General features: G+C 26.5%; 15 protein-coding genes and 11 tRNA genes. All 26 read left to right on the forward strand.

What is annotated here, in order from left to right; all coding sequences use genetic code 4:
- The first annotated feature begins 7 nt into the window (after positions 1 to 7).
- The 26 genes from AAHM99_RS04590 to AAHM99_RS04715 all read left to right on the forward strand — a co-directional run bounded on the left by AAHM99_RS04590 (position 8) and on the right by AAHM99_RS04715 (position 24,212).
- On the forward strand, positions 8 to 1,453 hold the full coding sequence (locus AAHM99_RS04590; protein ID WP_342275516.1) for a uracil-xanthine permease family protein: 1,446 nt from the start codon (positions 8 to 10) through the stop codon (positions 1,451 to 1,453).
- 106 nt (positions 1,454 to 1,559) lie between these two features.
- Positions 1,560 to 2,393: an HAD hydrolase family protein gene (locus AAHM99_RS04595; RefSeq protein ID WP_342275517.1), complete on the forward strand. Its 834-nt coding sequence runs from the start codon at positions 1,560 to 1,562 to the stop codon at positions 2,391 to 2,393.
- A 21-nt stretch (positions 2,394 to 2,414) separates the two neighbouring features.
- Complete coding sequence (gene trxA, locus AAHM99_RS04600; protein ID WP_342258615.1) at positions 2,415 to 2,720, forward strand: thioredoxin; 306 nt, start codon at positions 2,415 to 2,417, stop codon at positions 2,718 to 2,720.
- A 14-nt stretch (positions 2,721 to 2,734) separates the two neighbouring features.
- Positions 2,735 to 3,550: a Cof-type HAD-IIB family hydrolase gene (locus AAHM99_RS04605; protein WP_342275518.1), complete on the forward strand. Its 816-nt coding sequence runs from the start codon at positions 2,735 to 2,737 to the stop codon at positions 3,548 to 3,550.
- 125 nt (positions 3,551 to 3,675) lie between these two features.
- Entirely contained in the window at positions 3,676 to 6,087 is a 2,412-nt protein-coding gene (locus AAHM99_RS04610) for a glycoside hydrolase domain-containing protein (RefSeq protein ID WP_342275519.1), read from the forward strand.
- Positions 6,088 to 6,212: 125 nt separating this feature from the next.
- Entirely contained in the window at positions 6,213 to 6,338 is a 126-nt protein-coding gene (locus AAHM99_RS04615) for a hypothetical protein (protein WP_339029741.1), read from the forward strand.
- Between the two features lie 57 nt (positions 6,339 to 6,395).
- Positions 6,396 to 7,451, forward strand: coding sequence for a spermidine/putrescine ABC transporter ATP-binding protein (potA, locus tag AAHM99_RS04620; protein WP_339029739.1), 1,056 nt, complete (start codon positions 6,396 to 6,398; stop codon positions 7,449 to 7,451).
- Entirely contained in the window at positions 7,444 to 8,451 is a 1,008-nt protein-coding gene (potB, locus tag AAHM99_RS04625) for a spermidine/putrescine ABC transporter permease (RefSeq protein WP_342275520.1), read from the forward strand. Before potA ends, potB begins: the two co-directional genes overlap by 8 nt.
- A complete protein-coding gene (gene potCD / locus AAHM99_RS04630) occupies positions 8,418 to 11,549 on the forward strand; it encodes a spermidine/putrescine ABC transporter permease/substrate-binding protein (RefSeq protein WP_342275521.1) in 3,132 nt (1,043 codons plus the stop codon). Before potB ends, potCD begins: the two co-directional genes overlap by 34 nt.
- Before the next feature lie 175 nt (positions 11,550 to 11,724).
- A tRNA-Cys gene (locus AAHM99_RS04635) sits at positions 11,725 to 11,799 on the forward strand.
- 167 nt (positions 11,800 to 11,966) lie between these two features.
- A tRNA-Arg gene (locus AAHM99_RS04640) sits at positions 11,967 to 12,043 on the forward strand.
- Positions 12,044 to 12,084: 41 nt separating this feature from the next.
- Positions 12,085 to 12,161, forward strand: a tRNA-Pro gene (locus tag AAHM99_RS04645).
- 26 nt (positions 12,162 to 12,187) lie between these two features.
- Positions 12,188 to 12,263, forward strand: a tRNA-Ala gene (locus AAHM99_RS04650).
- Between the two features lie 5 nt (positions 12,264 to 12,268).
- A tRNA-Met gene (locus AAHM99_RS04655) sits at positions 12,269 to 12,345 on the forward strand.
- Positions 12,346 to 12,370: 25 nt separating this feature from the next.
- A tRNA-Ile gene (locus AAHM99_RS04660) sits at positions 12,371 to 12,447 on the forward strand.
- Between the two features lie 45 nt (positions 12,448 to 12,492).
- Positions 12,493 to 12,585 (forward strand) — tRNA-Ser (locus AAHM99_RS04665).
- 7 nt (positions 12,586 to 12,592) lie between these two features.
- Positions 12,593 to 12,668 (forward strand) — tRNA-Met (locus tag AAHM99_RS04670).
- 5 nt (positions 12,669 to 12,673) lie between these two features.
- Positions 12,674 to 12,750 (forward strand) — tRNA-Asp (locus tag AAHM99_RS04675).
- Positions 12,751 to 12,755: 5 nt separating this feature from the next.
- A tRNA-Phe gene (locus AAHM99_RS04680) sits at positions 12,756 to 12,831 on the forward strand.
- 113 nt (positions 12,832 to 12,944) lie between these two features.
- Positions 12,945 to 13,021: transfer RNA gene (locus tag AAHM99_RS04685), tRNA-Ile, on the forward strand.
- Positions 13,022 to 13,240: 219 nt separating this feature from the next.
- Positions 13,241 to 15,934 (forward strand): magnesium-translocating P-type ATPase, encoded by a 2,694-nt coding sequence (gene mgtA, locus AAHM99_RS04690; protein ID WP_342275522.1) that lies wholly within the window; start codon positions 13,241 to 13,243, stop codon positions 15,932 to 15,934.
- A 101-nt stretch (positions 15,935 to 16,035) separates the two neighbouring features.
- Positions 16,036 to 18,453: a leucine--tRNA ligase gene (gene leuS / locus AAHM99_RS04695; RefSeq protein ID WP_342275523.1), complete on the forward strand. Its 2,418-nt coding sequence runs from the start codon at positions 16,036 to 16,038 to the stop codon at positions 18,451 to 18,453.
- 81 nt (positions 18,454 to 18,534) lie between these two features.
- Positions 18,535 to 19,059 (forward strand): ferritin-like domain-containing protein, encoded by a 525-nt coding sequence (locus tag AAHM99_RS04700; protein ID WP_342275524.1) that lies wholly within the window; start codon positions 18,535 to 18,537, stop codon positions 19,057 to 19,059.
- A gap of 100 nt (positions 19,060 to 19,159) precedes the next feature.
- Positions 19,160 to 19,456, forward strand: coding sequence for a hypothetical protein (locus AAHM99_RS04705; protein ID WP_342274946.1), 297 nt, complete (start codon positions 19,160 to 19,162; stop codon positions 19,454 to 19,456).
- Between the two features lie 173 nt (positions 19,457 to 19,629).
- Complete coding sequence (locus tag AAHM99_RS04710; protein WP_342275525.1) at positions 19,630 to 20,247, forward strand: DDE-type integrase/transposase/recombinase; 618 nt, start codon at positions 19,630 to 19,632, stop codon at positions 20,245 to 20,247.
- Positions 20,248 to 20,354: 107 nt separating this feature from the next.
- On the forward strand, positions 20,355 to 24,212 hold the full coding sequence (locus AAHM99_RS04715; protein ID WP_342275526.1) for an AAA domain-containing protein: 3,858 nt from the start codon (positions 20,355 to 20,357) through the stop codon (positions 24,210 to 24,212).
- The last annotated feature ends 1 nt before the right edge of the window (position 24,213 follow it).

Raw genomic sequence — 24,213 nt, forward strand, 5'->3', positions numbered from 1 at the left:
GAATAATATGGAAGAAATTAAAAAACTTGATTTGGTTTTAGAACCCAATCAGAGACCAAAAAATATTGTACAGTGGACTGTACTATCGTTTCAACACGTATTTGCAATGTTTGGAGCTACAGTATTGGTCCCAATTATTATAAATAGTTTGTCTGAAAAGGGAGAAGTTATAAATATATCAATGGCTTTATTTTGTTCGGGAGTTGGAACTTTAATTTATATTGCACTCACAATGGCAAAAGTACCAATATACTTGGGAAGTAGTTTTGCTTATATGACTGTTTTAGGAGTAGGTTGAAATCAATGAGGAAACTCAATTTTCATAGCTATATTTGTTGTAGGAATGGTTTATATATTCATGGGATTTTTAATTCATTGAACTGGTGTTCAATGAATTAAAAAAGCATTTTCTCCAATAGTTGTTGGACCAATAATAATAACTATTGGTCTTAGTGCTGTTCCTAGTGCTTTAGAGAATATTGGTTTTGTTGCAAAAAATAATGCTTGAGGAAACTATCCTCAATGATTAGCAATTTTAATTGGAGTCTTAACTTTTCTTGTAGCAGCTATTTGTATGTTAAAGGCAAAAAGCTTTGTTAAAGTTATTCCAATACTTATAGCTTTAAGTATTGGCTATCTTGTTTGTATAATTTTACATTTCTCTCTTGCTAAAACTAACTGAACAATCTTGAATACACAAGATATTTCAAATCCAAGCAACTGAGAGTGATACCCAAGTTTTAAAAAAATATGAGATGTAAATCCAAATACAATTGGACCAGCTTTAGTTGCCATTGTGCCAATATCATTGGTTACAATGGTTGAACATTTAGGAGATCATATAAATATTGGAACAATGACAGGAAGAGATTTTATTAAAAATCCTGGAATTAGTAGAACCTTAATGGCTGATGGAGTGGCAATGAGTTTTGCAGGATTAATAGGAGGTCCTGCAAATGCAACCTATGGAGAGAATACAAGTGTTGTTGGTTTAACAAAGGTGGCAAGTGTTTGAGTAACTGGCTTAGCTGCAATATTTGCAATAATAATGAGCTTCATTGCTCCTATTAATGAAGTAATAAAAATGATTCCAGTTCCTGTAATGGGTGGAATTAGTTTAATGCTGTTTGGAATGATTGCTTCAAATGGTATAAAAATTATGATTGATGCAAAAGTTGACCTTAATGATGCTAAAAACTTAGTTGTGATATCAGTTATCCTTGCAATAGGAATTGGAATGTCAATTATGAAAGAAGATATTATAATTGGTTCATTCCATATCACAGGATTATTCTTAGCAACATTCTCTGGAGTAATATTAAATCTTTTACTTCCAAAGCATGATAATGCTGGAATTTTAACAATATTTCATGGGTTAAAAACAAAGAAAAAAAATGAGAATGTCAAAAATATTGAATTAAAAGAAAAAAAAGCTAAAAAATCAGATAAATAGATATAAAAATCAAAAAATGATTCAAATTAAAGGAATCATTTTTTAATTGATTTCCTAAACTAATATATTTGATTTATAATCATTATTGATAAATCGAGGTGATATTATGAAATTAAAAGAAAATGTTCTTATTTTTTCAGATTTAGATGGTAGTGCTCTTGCAAGTATACATGAATTTAGTGAATTTACAAAAGAAGTTGTAAAGAAAGTTTATGATAGAAACTACTATTTTATACCAGTAACTGCAAGATGTACAAAAGATACCTTTGAACAACAATCTATATACTTAGAGTTGGACAAGCTGGGTGGAATTGCTGCAGCAAATAATGGAACTCATATATATGATTTCAAAAAGAATAATTGAATAAGAAAAGAATATATTTCTAAAGAAACTTTAAAACAAATTTTTAATATAACTTATGGCAAAATTGGAAAGTATAAAGTTCATTTTATTAGTGATGATGCATATTTTGTTTATGGACCAGGTGAAAATTCAATATATTGATCAGAAATTATGAAAATTGATTATAAAGTAATTGACTCTTTTGAAGAAATTGATAAGGAAATAAATCATATTACAGTAGTTTTGGAAAAAGAACCATCTCAAGAAAGTATTGAATTATTTTATAAAAATTTTGCTATTATAAGTAATGAACTTGATATAATCAAATATACAGATAGAGTTTATGAATTAGCCATTAAGGGAATTCATAAAGGATCTGTAGTTAAAGATGTACTAAACTATTTAGGTTTAGATAAATCAAATACAACAACATTTGGATTTGGTGATAGTTTTAACGATTTTGAATTAGCTGAACAAGTTGACAATTTTATAGCAATGGAAAATGGTTTAAAAGAACTAAAAGAAAAAGCTGTATTTGTCACTAAGACAAATGATGAAAATGGAGTAGCAGAATATATAATTAAGAATATATTATAAGGAATATAAGGAGAGAAAAATATGGCAGTTAAAGTAATAGAGACAGTAGAAGAATTTAATCAAGAAATATCAAAAGAAGCAACAGTAGTTGACTTTTATGCAGAATGATGTGGACCTTGTAAAATGTTTGCACCAATTTTTGATTTAACATCAAATGAAGAAGAAAAAGTTAACTTTATTAAAGTTGATACTGATAAATTAAAGGAAGTAGCATTAAAATATAATGTGATGTCAATTCCAACTATTATTATGTTTAAAAATGGTGAAGTTGTTAAGCAAAATAGTGGTTTTATGCCAAAAGATATATTAAAACAATTTATTAAATAAGGGGGCATAGGAAATTGATAAAGTTAATAGCACTTGATATAGATGGAACTTTAGTAAAAAGAAGAAATTTAGTATCGAAAACAAATATTAAGGCCATTAAAGAGGCAAGAAAAAAGGGAATAAAAATTTGTATTGCCACAGGTAGAAATATATCAAGAGCTAAAAACATTGCAAAAGCAATTGGCCTTGATTCAGCTCAAGAATATTTAATAAGTTTAAACGGTGGAGCTACTTTTAAGTACAATGAAAAAGCTGAACCAATTATGGTAGAAGAGCATTTATTTGAGTTAGAAGATTTTAAATACATTTATGATGTTGCTAAGGAAAATAAGTTAAGCTGTTTTAGTTATGCAAAAGATCCAAATATTGCATATGTATTAAAAAAAGATTTATTTACATATGTATTAAAAAAGTTTTCTCACAGAAAACTTATTAGATATAATCGTGATACAGTAAATGATACTTCATATAAAATTGTTGTATATGGAAAACCTAGTGGTATCTCTGATCTTAAGGAAAAATTAAAAGATAAGCAATTTGAGATGTTTTCATGAAGTTATGTTCCACACTCATCTAATGTTGAAATTAATCCAAAAGGTGTAGATAAATTATACTCACTTCAAAATGTTGCAAAATCTTATGGTATAAAAGCAGAAGAAATAATGTATTTTGGTGATAGTGATAATGACCAAAGAGCAATCGAATGAGTAGGTCAAGGAATTGCAATGGGAAACTCAAAAAAACACTTAAAGGATCTTGCATCAGATTCAACAAAAACAAATAAAAAACATGGTGTGGGTTACTGAATTCAAAAAACAGTGTTAGTCTAAAAAAACAAAAAAGGGTAATAATTCAAATAAAAATATTTTTATTTGAATTATATAGTTTATTAACAAATTAGAATTTTCGATGGTTAAAACTAAGGGTAATAATTTTATTTCAATAAGGAGATAAAATGAAAACAAAACCAAAGATTATAATAATTATTTTTATGACTCTAATATTCATAACTTCAATCGTTACGGCAATGACATTTATTATCTTAAAAAACAATGAAAAAATTATTATTAATAATAAGCAACTAGCTGTTTGACAAAGCGGACCTTTAAATAAAGAAGATAAGAAAGAGTTAGAAAACTCTAATGAATTATCTTATTTTTTTGGTGAAACAGAGTTCAATTATGCTACTTATAAAAAGAATAACAATAAATATAATTTTTATGGAGATGAAGCAAATGTTAAAAGAACAAAAATTTATAATAATAAAATAAAGCTTTGAAAAAATGATATTGCTGAAGAACAAATTATTTTATTTAAAAATATTAATGCTGATGTTGTAAAAAATATTAATGTTGAAATTTTAAATGATAATGAAGATATCAATGTTTCAGCTCATTTTGTTAATCCAATTAAAAATAATAATACTACAAATGCAAATAATGATTTAATTCCGCTTGGAGAGTTTTATACATTTGATCAAGTATCAAATGCAAATAATCTTGATAAAATGCCTTTGAGTTTTCAACCGATATTGATTAGATACATTAGTAATGATAAAGCTGTTGAGGGTTCGTTAAAAATTAAAATTAGCTATAGTATTAATAATATTCAAAAAGAAATTATGATTGATAAAGAATATAAAATTAATGATAACTTACAGTATAAATCTTCAGATTTTGGATCTAGTGCAATGTTTTTCCCAAATACTTCTTCAAAGTTTATTTTAAAAAATTTAAATGAAGTAGTTACAAAAAGAAAAATTGATTATAACGAAGAGGATAATATAGATTTTGATGATTATGAAACATTAAATAAAATAATTAAAAGTGAAAATCCTTTGTTACCAAAAGATTCTGAAGTATATAAAATAGAGCCAAAAGATGAATTTATAAGAGTTTGATTAAAATCAAAAACTTATAAATATGTTACAACTGCAGGCGAGCAAATTGATTATATAAATATTGACTTTTATAAAGAAAACAATTTAGAAAAATTGGGAGTATTAACTACTGAATCTAAAGCAACAAAAGTTATTGGTAATTATGATTATGCAATAGTGGATGATATCACTAGAACTCTTCCAAAATATTTGGATGTCAATCCTTTAATTACAAGAGATAATATTTTAGGCAGAAAAATAAAGGAAATGTCTCAAAATTCAAACTATGAAAGTATTTCAGTGCCTAATTTTGGCTTGGGTAATTTTATAAAGTATGTTTTTACTCCTAATGAAGGAGAGAAAAATATTATAAATGAATTCATGGGTGATAATTTAGAAGATATATTTATGGAAACTAATCATAAAGGTTTTTGAAAATTGGACTTTAAGGTTTTTGATAGATATGTTAAGTTTTTAAAAGATAGTGGAGTTAAAAATATCTTAATACCTATTGGTTCAAGAGGCTCATCTAATATGTTTAATTTTTTTGTTAAAGATTCTGATCAAAGAGCTTATCAGGTTTCTGCAAATAGTTTATATGTAAATAATAAAGGTGAAATAACAGAAGATGGAATTGCAATTATAAATCAAATGATTCCGCTACTGCGTGATCAACTTGCAATTCATGCAACTCAAAATAGTGATATTTATAAAGATATAAACATCTATTATTCATATGATGAATTTTCAGCAGAAGTAAATAATTTATCAATAGATATTTTTAAAGAGATAAATGATACTTATAAAGATTTCTGAAAGAGTCATTTATATGGTGGTTGAGAATTTAAATTAGAGTCAGAGGATTTTGAGGGACTTGAAAAGGCTTTAGATGTTTATGACTATGTTACTTTACAACAAAGAGAATTTATTTATGAATTTAGTAAAAGCAAAGAAAAGCTAGATGATTTAATTAAATACTTTAATAAGAGAAGCTATCAGAATAAAAAAACTCATATATACTCTTCATGAAATAATTATCCAGCTACTTATTTAAATAGTAATGGATATGAAATGTTATGAGCTATGTTATTTTCAAGTAAACTTGGGGCTGATGGTTATGACAGATATCAAGTAGATGGTTATAAAAATGATATTTCATTAGATGGTGAAGTTTTAGATGCAACAAAAGAGCCAGGAGATTCGTTTTATATTTATCCTGGAGATGGTAATGAAATGCTAGATAGTTTAAGATATACTAACATGGTTAAAGGAATTAACCTTGTAAATAAGGCTAAAGTTATTTTAAATGATAATTATAACTATATTGATTATAAAGATATACTGCAATTCACTACAAATGATGAAAATAGATATATTAGTGAAAAATGAAATTTAAATTATTATGACTATAATAATAACTTTTCAAGTAACAGTTTATCAGGTCAGGCAACTTATATAAATTGGTTAATTAAAAACTATAATTTTTAAAATAATGTAGTTACTGAAATTAGATTTTACTAATAAAATCTTTTTTAGTATTTATTTGAAGTTTATAAAAAAATTAACATTATTATATATATAATAATGTTATAAAAAATTAAAGGAGAATTACTATGAAATTACAAGCAATAATAAATATTAACCAGTACTTAATTTCTGAATGATTTAATGTAGTAATTACTCGTGTAGAATGATTTGAAAAAGTCTTAGAGACTGAAATGCTCCTCCTGATTGCGTAATTAGTTTTAATAAATTACGCGTTAAAAATTTAATATTTTTTTAAAAGGAGACATATTATGAACAACAATAATATTTTAGAGATTAGAAATCTTACTAAAAGTTATGATGGAAAAGTTGTTTTAAAAGGTGTTAGTTTTAATATTAAAGAAGGAGAGTTTATAACTCTTTTAGGACCATCTGGGTGTGGTAAGACAACTACTTTAAATATCATTGGGGGAAGAGAAAAACAAGACTCTGGTGATTTATTATTTGAAGGAAAAGATCTTACTCCAATTCCAAGTAATAAAAGACAAATAAACACAATTTTTCAAAATTATGCACTTTTCCCTCATTATGATGTTTACGATAATATTGCTTATGGATTAAGAGTTAAAAGAGTTAAAGAAGATTTGATAACTAAAGAAGTAATGCAATATATCAAAAAATTTTCATTAGAAGGTATGGAAAATAAAAGGGTTCATGAATTAAGTGGTGGTCAAAAGCAACGTGTTGCAATTGCTAGAGCACTTATTTTGAAACCCAAAATTCTACTTTTGGATGAACCTATGTCAGCTCTTGATGTTCAATTAAGAAAAAGAATGCAAGATGAATTAAAAGAACTTCAAGAAGAAATTGGAATAACATTTATTTTAGTTACCCATGATCAAGAAGAAGCTTTAACTTTAAGTGACAGAATAGTTGTTATGAATGATGGAGCAATTCAACAAATTGGTTCTCCAGAAGAAATTTATAATGAACCAGAAAATAACTGAGTTGCTAATTTTATTGGTGTATCAAATGTTATTGAAGATGGGGAATTTATAAAAGATTTAAAAGTTAAATTTGATGGTAAAGAATTTGAATGTACTGATAAAGGTTTTGGAGAAAATGAAAAAAATATTGATATTGTTTTAAGACCTGAAGACTTAAAAATTCAAAAACCAGATAAAGGATTCTTTAATGGTATAGTTGAAAATATTATATTTAAAGGTGTCCATTATGAAATCACTATTAAAACAAAAAATAGAAGTTATATTGTACACACAACTGAATTCCATGATTTTGATAAAGAAGTTTCTATTAAATGAAATCCTGACGATTTACATATTATGTGAAAAGAGATAGATGAATAATTTAAATAACGAAAAAGACATTATAGAAGAAAAAAATAATGTTGAAGTCGAAAAAGAATTAGATGATATTGAAAATATAGAATCTGAAGGAACAGAAATAGAAACAGAAATACCAAAAATAAAATTAAAAGAAAAAATTCAGGAATTTAAAATTGTAAAAGGAATTAAATCAAAAGTTTGACCAATAATGTTACCATTTATGGTTGTAATGGGATTTTTAGTTGTTCTTCCATTATTAGGAATAATTATTTTTTCAATAATTGAAGCAACAGGGAATAGTATTAAATTTAAACTTGATTTTTCAAACTTTATTAAGCTTTTAACATCAGGGTCAATTTTATATGTTTTATTTTTATCGTTAATGTATGCATTTATAGCAAGTATTATATGTGTCGCTTGTGCTTATCCGATAGCTTTAATAATGGCTCAATTAAAAAATAAATTATTAGCAAAAAATGTATGAGTGCTTGTTACATTACCAATTTGAATAAGTATGATATTAAAAATTCTTGGATTGCGAAGTTTATTCCTAGTGATCTCACCAAGTTTTTTGGGAACACCAATAGCAGTTATTATTGGAATGGTTTATATGTTTTTACCATTTGCCATATCACCAATTTATAATGCAATTGAAAATCAAGATAGAAACTATTATTTGGCTGCTTTGGACTTAAAAGCAAGTAAGTCAAAAGCGTTTTGACATACAACTTTTAGACAATCATTACCAGGAGTTTTTGCTGGATTTACATTAGTATTAATTCAAGCGGCTACATCGCTTTTAATTGTTAGATATATGGGTGATGGAAAAATAAATTTAATTACTTCAATTATTGAAAACTATTTCTTTAGAGGAACTGATTTCACTTTTGGAGCAACAATAGCAATTGCTTTGGCATTACTTTTATTTGCGATCATGGGAATTATGAAATTAATTTCAAATAAATTTGAAGTTAGGGGGTCAAAAAAATGAAAAAATTCATCAAATCAAGTTACTTCTTAATAATGATGTTATTTATTTATGTACCAATTGCAGTGATGATTATATTTTCATTTAACTCTGGTAGTAGTGTTACAAGTTGAAGTGGATTTAGCTTGGAATGATATAGTGCCTTAGTCAATAACTCTCCATTTATGAAATCAATAACTGTATCATTATTTGTAGCAATGGTTTCTACAATAATGTCACTGTTAATTGGTATGATGGCTGTTGTAGGATTAACAAAAATTAAAAAGAGATCAGCAGATAATTGAGTAAGGATAGCAAATATACCTTTGGTAAATGCTGATGTTATTACTGCAGTAGGATTAATGTTATTATTTGTTCTTGCAGGGTTAAAATTTGGAATTGTTACTTTAATTGCAGCGCACATCTCTTTTAATGTGCCTTATGTAATTATTACAGTTCTTCCATTTATGAATAGAATTGATAAAAACATTCTTGAAGCTTCTAAAGATCTTGGTGGGAATCAAAGACAAACTTTTTATAAAGTTGTTCTTCCAATTTTAACACCTTGTATTATTACAGCAGCAGCAATTTGTTTTGCAATGAGTTTTGATGATTTTATTATTTCTTACTTTACTGGTGGAGGACAAACTAACGTATCTACTTTTATTTATACTGCTAAAAGAATGCAACCCTATATAAATGCTTTTGGAACTTTATTGGTAGCTTCAATTGTGCTTATAGTTTTAATTTGAAATATAATTCAAATTGCTTTACAGAAATCAAAAGATGTAAAAGTTCAAATTAAAAAAGGTGAATATAAAATAAAAGTGATTAGTAGAATTGAAAGTGAAATTAAGTATATTCAAAGTTGTCTTTCAACTGGTACTAGAACACAAAAGACTAAAAATTTAAAACTTTTGGCTAAATTTAAATTACTTAAAATTCAGTTTAAGTTATTAAATAGTAAAAATAACAATAAAAAAATTAGTAAATTGGAGTGAAAAAAAGAATTAATTTCATCAGAAATTAAAACAGAAAAAAGATACTTTACAATATTTAAAAAGTTAAATATTAAGAAATCACAAATCGAATTAAAAATTAAAAAAATGACAAATGAGAAAAAAATAAGAAAATTTGAACAAGTTTTAAGTAAATTAGAAAGAAAGATTTATAAGTACGAAAAAGAAATTGAGTGAATTAATGAAAGAAATCAAAATGACAAAGATAAGGCTTTGGAAATTGGTCAACAAGTAATTGATTTAAAAGAAGAGTTGGCAAGTTTAGAGTATCCAAACTCAAAAGAAATTTCTTGATACAATAAAAAAATAAAAGAGCTTTCTATTAAAAGAGATAGTTTACTTGAGGGAAGAAATCAATATAAACTAAGAATGACTATTGAAAAATTAGCTTTATTACAAAAAGAGAATGAAGAAAAATCAAGAAAAAAATATGAGCAATTAAAATTAATTAAAGAAAAAGTATTTAGAAAAATCTCACTTGTGGATTCTATAGATAAACAAATTAATTTATTAAATAAAGATGATGAAAACTACTCATCTAAGTTAGCTGAATTACAAAAAATTAGAGAAGAAAAACTTAAAGAAGCAACTGATTCAATTAATTCTAAGTTAGATTTAAAAGAGGAAAAATTAAAAAAAGTTAATAATTATGTTAAAGCTAAAAAAGATAAGTATTTTCCTGATGTATTAGAAGAAACTTATGTTCCTAAGTCAAATAGATGAATTAAAAGAAACTGAAAACAACTTACTATGGGTTCAGCTCTATTAATCTCATTTTCATTATTAACAACAGCATATGTAATGAATAATATTTATGATTTAGTAATTGGAAATTGAGGAAGTTATATTGATGTTAATTTAATTACTAAGTTTGAAAAAGAAACAGGATATAAAGTTAACTATCAACAATATGATTCAAATGAGTCTCTATATAATAAAACATACACATTTAATTATGACATAATGGTGCCCAGTGATTACATGGTTGAAAAATTAGCTACAGAAGGTGCCTTACAAAAAATTGATTGAGATAAAGTTGAAACTATTGAAAATCCAATTGAAAATCCTAGCTCTAAAGTTTGCAATGATGCTTTGTTTCAAGAAGAAGAAATAGAGAAAGAAATATTACACTATAATTGCAATATTTTAGACGCTCATGAAAATCACAAATTCAAAGATGCTGATGATATTTCTTCTAACTTATTAGATTATTCAATTCCTTGATTTTGAGGAGATGTTAGAATTGTATTTAACTTAGGTGATATGGTGAATGGTCAATTTAAGGAAAATACAAAATTAGTAAATTTCTTAAAGGAACAAAATATATTTACAGAACAAACAAATCAAAAAAGCATGTTTTATGAGATTGATCCTAATAAATTATCATGGGACATCTTATGAAAAGGAGCAGAAGCTGGATTTAATCTTGCATTAAATGAAGACCCTAAAAATGTATTTATGTATGGTTTTGAAAAGCTATATGGAAATGTTGAGGCAAAAGATGGTCTTACAGTTAATAATGTAGCATTAAGTAAACAGCAGCAAATTGATAATGTGTCAAATGAAATTAAAAATCTTGTAAACTATAGAAATGTAGGATTGTATGGAGATCAACTTCAAGATAAAGTTCATGATAAAGATTTTGATATTGCAGTAATGTATAATGGAGATCTAATCTATGCAACTCAAGATGACTATGAAAGTGAAGTTGAAGAAGATAACTTAGTAGTTAATTGAGAAGAGGTTCAATCAAATAATTTTGATTTTACAATAATCTCAGAAGTACCTAGAAAAGATTTAACACATAAAAATATTAAAATTTTAGATAAAGAGGTTAAAAAAGAATCAACAAATCTATGAAGTGATAATCTTGTTATTTCAAGTGGAAATAGAGAGTTAGAAGCAACTTATGCTTTTATAAACTTTATTTATAGTAGAGATTCTCAAGAGGCTCTTGTTGATGAAACTGGAATGCCAACTGGATTTCAAGAGATATTAGAATATGGAATGACAAAAGGTGATGAATGAGAGAAATGATTTACACCTCAAGAAGGAGATTCATTTAGTTTTGATGAAAAACTTGACAATTATTTAGTTGATAAATTTAATCAGATAATTTCAACTAAACACTAATTAAGTGTAAAAAAATATGCATATTAGAGCATATTTTTTTTACATTAAAATTATTAAATTAATTTGCAATTTAAAAAGGTTTTTAAATATAATCTCTAAAGCTAATAATTTTTTAGAATCAAAGGTATTATATTTGTAATTCCTTTATTTTTTTTAGTATAATCATTTAGGTAATGGTACCATAGCCAAGAGGCTAAGGCATGGGACTGCAACTCCCTGATCGTCGGTTCGACTCCGACTGGTACCTCCATTATTGAAATAAAGGAGTTTAAATACTTCTTTTTATTTTATTTATTTTTGCAAAAAGACACAAATTATCTTTTTATTTGCTATAATAAATATTGTCAATTTTATGCAAAGTTGATAAAAAACTTACAAATTGTAATATAATATTTTTGGTTATTTTCACACAAAAATGCGCCCTTAGATCAATTGGATAGATCGTTTGACTACGGATCAAAAGGTTAGGGGTTCGAGTCCCTTAGGGCGCGCCATTATTGAAAATTATCATGAATATTATTAAATATTCATACTTCGGGAAGTGGCTCAGCTTGGTAGAGCATTCGGTTTGGGACCGAAGGGTCGCAGGTTCGAATCCTGTCTTCCCGACCATTATAATTTAATATTTTTTTATATATGGGCCCGTAGCTCAGCTGGGAGAGCACCTGCCTTGCACGCAGGGGGTCGACGGTTCGATCCCGTTCGGGTCCACCATATATGGCGGGGTAGCTCAGTTGGTTAGAGCGCTCGGCTCATACCCGGGAGGTCAAGAGTTCAAGTCTCTTCCCCGCTACCATATATTTTATTGTTTTTATTATTTTGGACCTTTAGCTCAGTTGGTTAGAGCATCCGGCTCATAACCGGATGGTCATTGGTTCGAGTCCAATAAGGTCCACCATTCATGATGACTCTATAATGATCAGGATGGGGCAAAACAAAATACGGAAGATTACCCAAGTCTGGCTGAAGGGGTCGGTCTTGAAAACCGAGAGTCGGGGAAACCCGAGCGGGGGTTCGAATCCCTCATCTTCCGCCATTTTTATCGCGGGGTGGAGCAGTTGGTAGCTCGTCGGGCTCATAACCCGAAGGTCGTAGGTTCAAGTCCTACCCCCGCAACCATTTTTGGCCCCATAGCGAAGTTGGTTATCGCGCCTCCCTGTCACGGAGGAGATCACGGGTTCGAGTCCCGTTGGGGTCGCCATTATTGGTTTTGTAGCTCAGTTGGTAGAGCAATTGATTGAAGCTCAATGTGTCGGCGGTTCAATTCCGTCCAAAACCACCATTAAATGAATAATAGACGTCATTAAATGACGTTTTTTTAATGAAATATTTTTAATTAAAAATGCTTTTTTATTGAATTTTAAAAGGTAATATTTTATAATTAATATTGTTTTACGGAGTATAGCTCAGCTGGTTAGAGCGCACCCCTGATAAGGGTGAGGTCGGTGGTTCAAGTCCACTTATTCCGACCATTTAGATTTTAAAGATACCATTAAGGTGTCTTTTTTTATTTTATGTATGTATAATAATTAAAGATTTAAAGAGAGGTGGTAAATATGAGTATTCCTTCCGAACAGGTACGAAATTTAATTATTCAAAGCAAGATAAGAAGTAATGCTAATTTATCGCTTTTTTTTGTATTGTCAAAATAAGATTATAAGTTAGCTTTCATAAATAAGGAGAACGATGTTATGAAAACTAAAAATAAAAAAGTAAATAACAATTATAATAATCAACTAGCAGAGTTTGTTAAGTTGGATCAGCAACAAACTTTAAAAAAATTAGAGATTTCTAACTTTGGTTTATCAGAAGAACAGGTAGAAGCTCAAAAAAATAAATTTGGAGATAATTTACTAAAGGAGAAAAAATTTAATTATGTTTTGTCTTTTATTAAGGCATTTTTCAGTCCATTTAACTTAATATTGATTGTAATTGATACATTCAGTTTCTATCAATATGCAACTGATCCAGAATTATCAGATCTTGTTGGAGCATTATTAGTTTTAACAATGATTATAATTAGTGGAACTATTTATTTTGTTCAAGAAATTAGATCCTTTCACGTTATTAAAAAAATGACGTTTGAAAATAAACATATGACAAAGGTTATTAGAGATGTTGACTTTGAGATTAAAGATATTGATAATGCAAATTCAATAAAATTAATTAAAGAAAGTGAACAAATTGAAACATCAGAACTTGTTCCTGGTGACTTAATATATGTTTCAAATGGGGATTTAATTCCAGCTGACGTAAAAGTCATTTGATCTAATAACTTATATTTAAATCAGTCTTCTTTAACAGGAGAATCTTTCCCAGTACAAAAGAAAACAATAAATAATAAAGAAAATTATTTAGAGTATGAAAATGTTTGTTATATGGGAACCGAAGTGGTATCTGGTTCTGCACTTTGTTTGGTTATTCAAACAGGGCAGAAAACTTTCTTTTCTGCAATTAATGATAAAGTTACAGAAAAAAGAAGTAAAAACTCTTTTGAAAAAGGAGTTTGAAAAATTACAATGCTGCTAATTTCATTTATGTTAGCAGTTACACCAATAGTTTTTTCAATTTACGGGTTAAGACCAGCAGCAATTGAACAAAGATGACTTTCAGCAGCATTATTTGCAATATCAATTGCAGTAGGGTTAACACCAGAAATGTTACCAGTAATTGTTACTGCAAATCTTTCTAGGGGTTATTCAAAAATAAAAAAAGAGAATGTTATAGTAAAAAATCTAAATGCTGTTCAAAATATGGGAGCTATTGATATTTTATGTACCGATAAAACAGGAACAATCACAAGTGGAGAAATTAATCTTGATCATGTTTTTGATATAAAAAGTCAAAAAAATGAAATGATTGAACATATATTATATTTAAATAGTTATTTCCAAACAGGATTTCAAAACCCAATTGATCAAGCAGTTTTGTTAAGTAAAAAGATTAGTATGCCAAATCTTGATGAATATTCAAAAGAGTGAGAAGTACCTTTTGATTTTCAAAGAAAAATATTATCAGTAATTCTTTCAAAAAATGGAGAAAAACAAATTTTTACAAAAGGAGCTATTGAAGAAGTTTTAAAAGTATGTGATCGTATTTATATAAATGGTGAAATAGTAAAATTAAAACAAGATCACATTGATAAAATTATGAAAAAATCTAATGATTATAATAATGATGGTTTTAGAGTTATTGGAATTGCACATAATGAATTAGAAGATGAAGATATTGAAGAAGATTTAGTATTTTATGGTTTTGGTACATTTTTTGACGAACCAAAAAAAACATCAAAGAAAATTATTAAGGAATTAGCTGAAAAAGGAATCTCAACAAAAATTCTTACAGGTGATAATGAAATTATTACTAGAGCTATTTGTTCTAAAGTAGATTTTAAAATTGAAAAATTATATACAGGAAAAGAAATTGAAGCAATGAATGAAGAACAACTTCATAAAGCAGTTCGTAAAGGAAATGTTTTTGTTAAATTAAGTCCGATACATAAATCAACAATAATAAAAACTCTTAAAGATCAAGGACATGTTGTAGGATTTATGGGTGATGGAATAAATGATGCTCCGGTTTTAAGAGAATCAGATGTTGCAATTTCTTTTGATGAAGCATCAAATATAGCCAAAGAAGCTGCAGATATTATTTTAATGGAAGAATCATTACTTCCGATTAGTCATGCAGTTCATGAAGGAAGAGTTTCATTAGCCAATATTTTAAAATATATTAAAGTTACAATTGCTTCAAATTTTGGTAATGTTCTTAGTGTTCTGGTTGCCTTATTCTTAACAATGTCAGCACCAATGCAACCATTGCATTTGTTAACTCAAAATTTATTATATGATATAGTAATGTTTGCATTTATTTTTGATAAAGTAGATAGTAATTTTACTGATAAACCTCGACCATTAAAAACAAAAAATATAATATGATTTACAGTCATAAATGGACCTGTAAGTTCAATATTTGACATCTCAACATTCTTAGTTTTACTATATGGATATCATATTGTTAATCCAGGAATAGGTGCTGGAGTTGAAAAACCTAGTGAAGGTGGATTAGAAATATTTAATGGTAGCTGATTTGTTGTGGGGTTAATGACACAAACTGCAGTAATGCAAATGTATAGAACTGAAAAAATTCCATTTATTCAATCTAATGGTTCATGACAAGTTACAGTGTCAACAATCTTTGTTTGTTCTATGGCTATAATTGTGCCATATGGATTTATGAGTATTGATGCAATTAGTGATGGTATGAAAATGGGCGTACCAAAATGATCATTCTTACCAATTGCATTAAGTTTTGTTGCAGCATATATGCTTTTAGCACAAGCTGTAAAAATGTTATATATAAAAATATTTAAAGAATGACTATAGAAAACTTAAACTTATGTTTAAGTTTTTTTTGTTGTCATTAAACATAACCACTAATTAATATTTAATGTAAAATATTTAAAGTTAATAAAAGAGGTAATAAAATGGAATTTTCACATAAAGCAATAGAAAAAAAATGACAAAAGTTTTGAGAAGAAAATAACACATATAAAACAACTAGTAATAAAGATAAAAAGGCTTATATTTTAGATATGTTTCCATATCCTAGTGGAGCAGGACTTCATGTTGGTCACCCTAAAGGTTATACTGCAACAGATGTTTTTGCAAGAATGAGAAGAATGCAACAATACGATGTACTTCATCCAATTGGGTGAGATGCCTTTGGTCTGCCAGCTGAGCAATATGCTTTAAAAACTGGAAATGATCCACGAGAATTTACAGCTAAAAATATTATTACTTTTAGAAAACAACTAAAAAAATTGGGTTTTAGTTACGATTACAATAAAGAAGTAAATACAAGTGACCCAAATTATTACAAAATTACTCAATGAATCTTTCAACAACTTTATAAAAAGGGATTGGCTGAAATTAGACAAGCAAGTGTAAATTGATGTGAAGGACTAGGAACTGTTCTTGCAAATGAAGAAGTTGTTTCAATGAATGGAAAAATGGTTTCTGATATTGGTGGATTTGAAGTAGTTAAAAAACCAATGAAGCAATGAGTTTTAAAAATTACAAAATATGCTGATAGATTATTGGAAGGTTTAGATGCATTAGATTGACCAAATTCAGTAAAAGAATTACAAAAAAACTGAATAGGTAAATCTGAGGGAGCAATTATAAAATTTGATGTTAAAGATAATAATGAAAAAATAAATGTATTTACAACAAGAGCAGATACAATTTTTGGAGTTTCATATATTGTTCTTGCTCCAGAAAATGAATTAACTTTAAAATTAACCACTTCAGAAAATAAAAAGAAAGTTCAAGAATATATTGCTTTAACAAAAAGTAAAACTGAAATTGAAAGACAAGATGACTCAAAAGATAAAACTGGTATCTTTACAGGAAGTTATGTTATAAATCCTTTTACAAAAGAAGAATTACCTGTTTGGGTAGCAGATTATGTATTAAATGATTATGCAACAGGTGCGGTAATGGCTGTGCCTGGTCATGATGAAAGAGATTGAAAATTCTCAGTAAAGTATAATCTACCAATAAAATTTGTATTAGAAACCAAAGATGAATCAAAGGCTTTTGTGGGTGAGTCAAAAATAATTAACTCAGATTTTTTAAATGGTTTATCGAAAGTAGAAGCTATTGATTTGGTAATTAATAAATTGGAAAAAATAAAAAAAGCTGAAAAAAAAATCAACTATAAATTAAGAGATTGATTATTTTCAAGACAAAGATTTTATGGTGAACCATTTCCAATAGTCTTTTTAGAAGATGGTCAAATAGCTTTAATCGATGAAAAGGATTTACCATTAGAGTTACCTAAAACAGATTATATTAAACCTTCAGGAACTGGAGAATCACCATTGGCAAATCTGTCTAATTGATTAAATATAAATTTTAAAGGTAAGTCAGCAAAAAGAGAAACCAATACAATGCCTCAATGAGCAGGTAGTTGTTGATATTATTTGGCCTACATTTTGACAACAAGTCCTAATAATTTAGTAGATATTAACTCAAAAGAGGCAATGCAATTATTTAAAAAATGATTACCAGTTGACCTTTATATTGGAGGTCAAGAGCATGCAGTTCTTCATTTACTTTATGCTAGATTTTGACATCAAGTGTTATTTGATTTAGGAGTTGTGCCAACAAAAGAGCCATTTCAAAAATTAATAAATCAAGGAATGATTTTGGCAGATAATGGTGAAAAAATGAGTAAGTCTAAGGGTAATGTAATTAACCCTGATGAAATTATTGAGTCACATGGAGCTGATACTTTAAGGTTATACGAGGTATTTATGGGACCATTAGAGGCTTCTTTACCTTGAAGTTATAAAGGACTTGACGGAGCTAGAAAATGACTTGATAGAGTATATAGAATGATTGAAAATATTAAATTAGCAGATAAAAATAATCATAATCTTGATTTCATTTATAATGATGTTGTTAAAAAAACAACTCAAATGATTGAAGATTGCAAATTCAATACTGCAATTTCACAATTAATGATGTTTGTAAATTCAGTCTATAAAGAAACTCAACCAATTTATAAAGAATACATTTTTAATTTTATTAAAATGCTTTCTGTTTATGCTCCACATTTAGCTGAGGAATTATGAGAAAAATTGGGTAATAAAACAAGTGTATGTTTAGAAGCATGACCAAGTTATGATGAATCTAAATTATCTCTTTCAGTTGTTACTATTGCTGTTCAAATAAATGGTAAGTTAAGAGCAACTTTTGAAGTTGATAAAGGTACTCAAAAAGAGGAATTAATAGAGAAAGCTAAATCTCTTGATGGCATAAAAGAGCAAATTAAAAACAAACAAATATTAAAAGAAATAGCTGTATTAGATAAAATTGTCAATATTGTTATTAAATAATTTAACTTAAAAGTTTTTTACTTAATTTACATATTTTATAATCTCAAGAGATTATAATAAAAATATTAAAGGAGGATTTTTATGGATAAATTAATTTTAAGTAATCTTCAAGATTACATTAACGAACATATTAAGATGCAATTAAATTGTTTTAATATGAGTAAAAAATGTGATGAACTTGGTTATCCAGGTTTTACGCACTTTTTTCAAGTACAAGCTCAAGATGAGTTTTTACATCAGAGAAGAATAATGAATTACCTTTTAGATAAGGGTCAAGGATATAAAATATCTTCAATAGAAATTAAGAATAAGGATTTTAAAGACATTGTAGAAATTTTGCAAGAGTACATTAGTTGTAGAACACATTTTGCAAAAATTACAGATGAATTCACAAAAAATGCAAAGGAAAAATCTGATTTTACAACAGTGAAATTCTATGAATGATTTGCAATTGATTTCTTTGAAGAAATATCAGAAACAAATGATTTACTTGATTGAATTAGAATGTCTAATGGAAATCACTATGAAATAGATAAAAAAGTATTAAAAAGAGAGAACCCAAATACTTTGGAAGTGGTTGACCCATTTGCACCACATCAAGATTAAATTCTAATATCAGCCTTGTAGTGTAACCTTTTTTCGGACACATTTTAAAAATATTTTATATATTGATATAAAATATTTGTGAACGAAGAGAGGTTTTATTTTGACTAAGTATTCAATCAATCAAAAAATTGAATTAGTATTAAATTTTTACAAATCTAATTTGTTATTAGCACAGTATTCAAAAGCAGTAAGAATTGATAAATCAAGATTGAAAAACTGAATAAAAATTTATGACGAAAATGGAAGAAGTGGATTTAAAAAATCCTTTAAAGCCAATAATGAGGAGATTATAAATTTAAAAAGAGAGCTTAAAAAATCAAAAAGAGAGAGTGAAGACTTAAAATTAAGAGATGAAATGTTTAAAGAATTAAGAGAAATGATTGATAGAAAGAAGTAAATAAGTGAGAGTTAAATACATTTAAATCAAAAGTAGTTTATAACTTTACAATTAAATACCCAAATATTGCAATTAGAAGACTTTGTAGAATAATTGATTTAGCAAAAAGTACTTACTATGATTGATTATCAAAAGGTAAACCAAAAATTAAGGCAATTAATTGAGGTTTGGTTTTGAGAATTAATGATGTTTATAAAAATGAAGTTAAAATCTATGGTTCTAGAAGATTAATGAAGTTTTTAAAGTTAAAACCTAATAACTATAAAATACAAAAGAATAAATCAGTTACTCCAGAAAAAAATGGTAAGTATCCTAGATTATTTAAATATCAAACAGATTTGAAAAATTATGGAGATATTTTCTCTGTTGATATTACCGAGAAAATAATAGCAGGATGCAAACTATACACTTGCGCCTTTTATCATGTAAACACTAAAAAAGTTTATGGTTTGGTAACTAAAAATATTAAAGGTATGAAATTAGTATTAGAGTCATTTTTTAATATGGTTAATGAATTTGGAACATTTAAACCAAACTCAATTATTCACTCTGATAATGGCTCAGAATTTAAATCTTATCAATATCGCTTAGCTACAATGTGATTTGATTTTGGCTTAAGTATGTCTAGAATTGGTAGATCAACGGACAATGGATATATTGAAGGTTTTTGAAGTACTCTTAAAAGAGAAGCGATCAAGGAAGGTTATAAATACAATGTTGTAAATGAATATATTTATAATTTGAAAATGTATCAATATTTTTATAATAATAGAGTTAGTTATAAAATATAGGTGTCCGAAAAAAAGGAACAGTACATTCTAATATCAGCCTTTTGGTTGATATTTTTTAATTAACTAAAAATGTTATAATAATTTAAGACAAAAGTGAGGGCTAATTTATGTCAAATATTATTGAGAATAATGCAGTTAAAGAAATAATATTAGACTTCTCTTTTTTACAAAATGTTCAATTTAAGGAAAATCCGTCTAGTTTAGATCAAATAATAGAGCAATTAGATATTAGGGGTATAAATACTTGTGTCGAGTTTCAAAACTTTTTGAGAAGCTCTCTTGCTAAAAAATCATTTATTTGTCTTTTAGACAACAAAACTAGACAATTCTCTAAAAAAGATAAGAATAAATCTTCTTATAATGGAATTATAAGAATTGAGTTAGACTCAAAAAATCAAAGTCTGTTACCTGAAGGAACTTATCTTGGATTTTATGTAAACATTGATACTATGAATGCTTCTCTTATTATAAGTTCTATTTTTATGACAAGATTAAAACCAGTAGCTCAGGAGTTTGAAACAATAATACAAGAATCACAAATTCTAATAATTAGAAATCAAGGTCAAATTAAAGATGAAGAGTTAATTAGAAGAAATGTTTTAAATTCTTCTAATCTTTCTGAAATAGGAAAATTACTATCTACATTTGAAGAGGAAAAAGATAAATGATTAAACTATTTAGAATTTAGTGATGATTTATTAAAACTAGATAGAAAAAAATCTTTACCTTATTTGGGTTTAAACTATCAAAAGGTAATGAGAATAGATAAAATTTATTTTGACTTTAACTTATTTGAGTATGAGATTAAAGAATTTAAAACTAGAGCATATAAATATTTATTAGTAAATTCAGAATCTTATTTAAAAAATAAAAGAATTCCATATCAAATTTCTTATGTAGTTACTTTGGATCTTTTAACTGATGAATTAGAAAAAATTAATAGAATTAAAAAAACAAAAGACTTATCTCTTGTACCAATAAAAATGAATAAAAATATTTTAACTACCCATGAGCTTATTAAAAATATTCATGAAATTTTTGATTTTGATCTTGATAAAATTAATGAAATTAAAAATATATTGCAAGTATCAAATATGTTAGGTGTTTCAGATGAAGAAATAAGCTTTGCAAATTATTGAATGAAAAATAGCAAAAATATTTTTCTTGGAGAAAAAAATGAATTTGATATATTAATGAAAAATAATCCAAAAGAGATGCAACAATGAAAAGTAAAAAAAATAAACTTTGAAATTGAACAAGATTTTGATGAGTCAATATTTTCAAATAATAATTTAGAATCTTTAAGTTCAGGATACATTGCATATACTGGAATTGGTGAAGATGTTCTGATTGAAAGATCTAAGCAAGTAATAAAAAAAGTATCAGAGGGAAATACAAAAAACCCTTATTTAATAAATTATCTATTTAATACAAAGCTAGTAGAATTATCAGAAGTGTCAAATGATATTAAAATAGAAGATACAGACTTTAATTTTATTTTAAATTCTGAACAAAAGGATGCAGTAAGAAAAGCTGTTAATACAAAAGATATTTTTATTTTGCAAGGACCTCCTGGAACTGGAAAAACTCAAGTAATTAGTGAAATAATAACTCAATTAGCAAAAATGAATAGAAAGGTTCTTATTTCAAGTCAGAATCATGAAGCTATTAAAAATGTTGTGGATAGACTACCAATTGACCCCAATCTTAATAAAATAAGATTAACAAATCAATTAAATATAAAATCACAATCTTCAAATGGTTATTCACCTGATAGAGTTCTTTACAATTATTATAAGGCTATTGGAAAAAGAGCTTTTGATGATATGAACAATGATGAAAATTTAATAAATGAGTTTAATAATTATAAGAATGAATTAGAAAGATTAATAAACGCGAATAAAAGTTTTTATCAAAATAATAATCAAGTTAGAAGTATTCAAGAAAAAATAGATGATTTAAATAGTCAAATAACAGCCTTTAAAGAAAAAAATTTGGAAAAGGTTAGATCAAAAAATTTATTAAAAGAGGAATTAATAAATGTAATAAATTTAATTGAAACTATATCGACAAAAGAATTTGATGCCTTAATTAATGTGGGCGAGAGAATAATTAATTGTTATGAAAATTCAATTAAATTTGAATTAAATAATTTTGTTTATATAAATTTAAATTTTGACCCAAAAGATTTTTTAAATCCTTACTTATTAATAAAAGAAATTGTCAATGAAGTTTATTATAAAAATGAATCTTTTTTAGGAATTAAAAAATCAAAATTAATTTTAAACAAGTACAAAAGAAATGCTGATTTTGATTTGGCTGAAAAAGAAGAAAGCAGAATTGAAGGTCTGGAGCAAATTTTAAGAACTGATATTAAAGTTAATGAATTAAATAAAATATTTGAAACTTTTTTGGTTAGCCTAAGAAATTTAAAAGTAGAAATAGAATTAAGATTACAAAATAAAGAGAATGAGGTATTCTCAGATTTTGATTTAGATAAATTTGAAATTGAAAAAAATCAATTAATAGTTACAAAAAATAATTTGGCTGAAAATGCAGGTTCAAGTGCTAGGGAGCTTAGAGAATTAATAAAAGTAGTTAATGATAAATTTTCATTAGACCTTGGCCTAACTGATATTGATTTAGAAGAACAAGTAAAATCTGAATTAAAAAATTTAGAAAAAAAATTGAAACAAGGTAGAGTAAGAAAAGAAAACTTTTCAGAAATGTATTATTCAATTATAAAATATTTAAATGACAATTATAAAATAACAAATAATTTTAATGAAGAACTTGCTTCAAAAAATTTTACAGGTCAAACTTTTAAAGATAGTCAAAAATACATAAAAACTATTTTGGATAATTTAGTTAACGTATATTCAATGACGCTAACATCTACAAATTTATTTAAATTTACAAAAGATAACTTTGCCAATAAATTAGGGTTGGAAGAATTAAATTTAAGAAACATGGATGTTGATGTGGTTATAATTGACGAAGCTTCAAAGGCTACTATATTGGAAATCTTAATGCCTTTAATCTATGGTAAAGCTTTAATATTAGTAGGTGATTACAGACAATTACCACCAATATTAAAATTACAACCAAATGATGTTGAAGATGTTAATAAACATTTTAATAAAGATTACAATTATAATTTGATGTATGAATTATTAGATGATTCTGCTTTTAAGAAACTTATATCTGCCAAAAATAAAAATATAACTACTATTCTTAAAACTCAGTATAGAAGTCATGAACAGATAATGGAAATTGTAAATAAATTTTATGATGGACAATTAAAAGTTGAGTCACAAGTAAGCGAGCAAAAAAGACATGACTTAAAAATTATTAATCATTTTAATAAAGAAATAATTAACTCAAGGAATTCTTCTTATTGAGTTGATTCTACATATAATGTAAAAAATGAAATTAGTTATGAACAAAGTGAAGATTTCTCAACTAGTTTATTTAACGATTTAGAAATAAAATTAACAAAGCAATTATTAATTAAAATTGATAAAGCAGTTTTAGAGAAAAAACAAAAAATAAAACCAAGTGTTGCTGTAATTAGTTTTTATGGACTACATGTAAATAAACTAAAAAGAGAGATCAATATTGCTAACTTTAAAAATATAAATATAGTAATTAATACAGTTGATGATTTTCAAGGAAAAGAAGCAGATTATGTTTTAGTAAACTTAGTAAGAAATCCAGAAAAGTTATCAACTAAATCTGGAAGAGACTTTCTAAAAAAATATGAAAGAATAAATGTAGCTTTTTCAAGAGCAAGAGAATTATTAATAATAATAGGAGCTCAAAGAGCAGTAAATGATATAACTGTTAAGATACCAACTATTGATGACCCAAGTGTTTCAAATAGTTATCAAGTTTATGCTGATATAATATCAAAACTTGATTTTGAAGGTTGTTTACTTAAACCTAATGAAATAATGGAGGATTAGA

The sequence above is a fragment of the Spiroplasma endosymbiont of Cantharis lateralis genome (genome assembly GCF_964030855.1).
GTDB lineage: Bacteria > Bacillota_I > Bacilli_A > Mycoplasmatales > Mycoplasmataceae > Spiroplasma_A.